5 protein-coding genes are annotated in these 3,515 nt (G+C 46.0%); all 5 read left to right on the top strand.

Translation table 11 applies throughout. From position 1 onward, the window contains the following. The first annotated feature begins 181 nt into the window (after positions 1-181). The gene (locus tag ACR2PX_RS29105) at positions 182-931 is read left to right on the top strand and encodes an HAD-IIA family hydrolase (RefSeq protein WP_434002852.1); all 750 of its coding nucleotides are present in this window, start codon (positions 182-184) and stop codon (positions 929-931) included. Positions 932-968: 37 nt separating this feature from the next. Further along, complete coding sequence (locus tag ACR2PX_RS29110; RefSeq protein ID WP_434002853.1) at positions 969-1,517, top strand: nucleotidyltransferase family protein; 549 nt, start codon at positions 969-971, stop codon at positions 1,515-1,517. Positions 1,518-1,585: 68 nt separating this feature from the next. Beyond that, positions 1,586-2,359, top strand: a complete 774-nt coding sequence (locus ACR2PX_RS29115; protein WP_434002854.1) for a carbon-nitrogen hydrolase family protein — start codon at positions 1,586-1,588, stop codon at positions 2,357-2,359. Positions 2,360-2,672: 313 nt separating this feature from the next. Then, positions 2,673-3,032, top strand: a complete 360-nt coding sequence (locus ACR2PX_RS29120) for a VOC family protein (RefSeq protein ID WP_434002855.1) — start codon at positions 2,673-2,675, stop codon at positions 3,030-3,032. A gap of 28 nt (positions 3,033-3,060) precedes the next feature. Further along, positions 3,061-3,387: a GFA family protein gene (locus ACR2PX_RS29125; protein ID WP_434002856.1), complete on the top strand. Its 327-nt coding sequence runs from the start codon at positions 3,061-3,063 to the stop codon at positions 3,385-3,387. Positions 3,388-3,515 lie beyond the last annotated feature (128 nt).

Raw genomic sequence — 3,515 nt, forward strand, 5'->3', positions numbered from 1 at the left:
CTTCTAACCTTCTAACCTTCTAACCTTCTAACCTTCTAACCTTCTAACCTTCTAACCTTCTAACCTTCTAACCTTCTAACCTTCTAACCTTCTAACCTTCTAACCTTCTAACCTTCTAGCCTTCTAGCCTTCCAGCCATTTATAATGCCCTTCTCACAGTCCAACCTGATCAGGTAGCAGTATGTCTAAAAGCGTGATTTGTGACATTGACGGCGTCATTCTGCATGACAACACCCTTATTCCCGGTGCTGATGAATTCATTCACAGTTTGCTGGACAGGGGGGTCTCCCTGATCATGCTGACCAATTTCCCCTCACAGACCGAGAAAGATCTGCAAAACCGTTTCGCCTCTGCCGGCATCGATATACCGGAAAGCTGCTTTTTTACTTCAGCCATGGCCACAGCAGAATTTTTGAAGCGACAGGAAGGACAGAAAGCTTATGTGATTGGCGAAGGGGCTCTTGTTCATGAGCTTTATAAGGCAGGCTTTACGATTACCGATATCAATCCGGACTTCGTAGTTGTGGGTGAAACCAAAAATTATAACTGGAATATGATCCACACCGGGGCGAGATTTGTTTCCGAAGGGGCCCGGTTTATTGCCACCAATCCCGATACCCATGGCCCCAATATGTCACCGGCCTGTGGTGCACTTTGTGCGCCTATTGAACGCATTACTGGCAAACAGCCCTTCTATGTGGGTAAACCCAGTGCCTGGATTATCCGTGCAGCCCTGAACAAGATGGGATCACATTCAGACAACACGGTTATCATTGGTGACAACCTGCGCACCGATATTCTCGCAGGCTTCCAGGCTGGCCTCGAAACCGTACTGGTGTTATCCGGTGTATCCAGCCGGGTCGATATAGAACAGGTGCCTTTCAAGCCCAATCATATTTTCGATTGCGTGGCTGATATTGATATTATCTGAGACAACTTATTCCTCTATTAGAGTCCAGGTCAACTGAATGTCCCCATCTTATGAATCCATCATTATTCAGTTGATCAAACAGGACTCTATGAGGCTGGAAGCGCTGGACTGTATCCGCCTGCTGAAGCTGCCTCAATGTTATCTGGCCGCCGGTTTTGTCCGTAACCTAGTCTGGGATCATCTTCACCAATACAGTCAACCAACACCCCTGAATGACCTGGATGTTATTTATTTTGACCCTGATGAAAAGAACCCGGAAGCCTTCAAGTATTACGAATCACAACTCAGGCAACAACACCCTGAGTTAAACTGGCAGGTGCGTAATCAGGCCAGAATGCATGAAAGAAATGGTGATAAGCCTTACCAAAGCTCACTGGACGCCATGGCACATTGGCCTGAAAAGGAAACGGCGGTTGCTGTCCGAAAAACCATTACCGGTAATTTTGAATGCATTGCTGCCTTTGGTTTTGAGTCCTTGTTTAGCCTGCAGGTGACACACAATCCTGAAAGATCCCGAGAACTCTTTGAACAGAGAGTTTCCTCCAAAGCATGGCTATCTCACTGGCCATTACTTAGCACTCAATAAAATACAATAACTTCGTTGCATAAATTGATAAACTTCTCTCCAAAGAAAATCATTACAAAAAGAATAAAATGAATACTCCTCTATGCATAGCCATTGTGCAGATGCCCATGAAGTGGACCTGCAAAGAAAACACACCCACGATTCTTGAAATACTTGTACTGGCAGCTGAAAAAGGAGCAGATATCTGCGCTTTCCCTGAGTTGGCTATCACCGGTTTTCACCGCGAAATTAAACGTGAAGCCGATCCAGACAAGATCAATCCCGCCCTTGAGGAAATTCAGGCTACCTGCCGCGAATACAATATCGCAACAGCTGTAGGTGTCCCCACATTTAAAGGCCAACAGATCTTCAATAGTTACCTGTTCATCAATCGTGATGGAAACATCATTGAGACTACTGAAAAGAATGGACTGACAGAAGCCGAGAGTACTTTTTTTCAGCCAGGTACTACCAGAACTGTTTTCGAATTTGAGGGGCGAAATCTGGCCACTGTTCTATGCCGGGAAATTGAAGATCTCGATGAGGTGACTCATCAAATTGACAATCAGGGCTTAGATCTTATTCTGTTCCCAAGCCTTGCGGGCAGAGAGCCAGAATACTATCAGCAGTCAGGCAGCCGCTGTTATGAAGAGGAGGCAGCGGAGATGGCAAAAAACCTATCCACCTATGTCGTTCAAATCAACTGGCCTCATGCACTCAACACACCAGAATCCAGATATCTCGGCAAAAGTGTTGTGATTTCTCCAGAGGGGAAAACCTTATTGAAACTCCCCCCCAACGAAGCTGGACTCGCTATTTTTCAATTGGGTAGTGCAGAGTATGAGTGGTTTAGCTTAGGATAGCTGGGGCTGTTGAGGTTTTGTTTTGCGGCTCAGTGCTACCGAAAAGCGGTCATATACAAGGCAAACCGAGGAAGGCGTAGCTCCTCTACGTCAAGGAGGTTTAACGCAGTAGATGACCGCTTTTCGGAGCATCCAGAGGACAGTTTCTGGAGCATCCATGACTGCGTTCCAGTCGTTTGAAAGACATTGAGTATTCCCGCACTTCTGCGCCTTGCACCTACGCGGCCCGCCTGGATGCTCCAGAAACTGCTGAGCGCGAAAACAAAACCACAACAGCTCCTAGACAATAACAACGACAATTTGAGCCCTGGCGATGAATTACCACGAAAAAATCAGCTATGTTGAGTTCCCCTCCAAAGATCTGAAAGTCACTGAACAGTTCTTCTCCACCGTCTTTGGCTGGTCCTTTGAGAGTTATGGACCGGACTACATTGCCATTCACAACGCAGGGCTGGATGGCGGCTTTTTCAAGTCAAACCAGAGCTGTTCTTCTGAGAATGGCAGCACTCTGGTGGTACTGTACAGTCATGCCCTGGAAGAAACCCAGTCAAAGATAGAAGCAGCGGGTGGCAAGATCATCCAGCCCACTTTCTCATTTCCGGGCGGCCGACGCTTTCACTTTGCCGACCCTAATGGCAATGAGTATGCGGTGTGGTCGGATATCGAAATTTAAGCAAATACAAAATACAGAGAATTCACAGATGGAAGTAACATGTCACTGCGGAAATGTCAGTCTTGAGTTAAGCTCGATTCCTAAAGAAGTCGGAAAGTGCAACTGCTCAATTTGCCGTCGATATGCTGCATCTTGGGCTTATTTTTCTCCTGAACAAGTTCAAGTCAACTCTAAAGAGGAGACTGCTTTCTACTGCTGGGGAGACAAAGAAGTTAAATTTCATCGTTGTAATTCATGTGGTTGCTTAACTCACTATTTAACAACAGAGAAATGTGCTGAAAGAATTTTGGCAGTAAATATGAGAATGGCTGAAAATGAAGTACTTTCACTCGATTCTGCAGTTTTTCTCACTTGACAATCAGGTTGCATCCAATAATTCAAATTTCCCAGCATGAGATTTGAGTGATTCCGTAGGCTCCCGTTTACCAAGATCTCGCCCCGCCATATGCCTACTGGAATCTCGTACGGGAAGAACATCTTTCA

Origin of the sequence: Endozoicomonas sp. (assembly GCF_051008435.1) — a bacterium.
Classification (GTDB): domain Bacteria; phylum Pseudomonadota; class Gammaproteobacteria; order Pseudomonadales; family Endozoicomonadaceae; genus Endozoicomonas_A.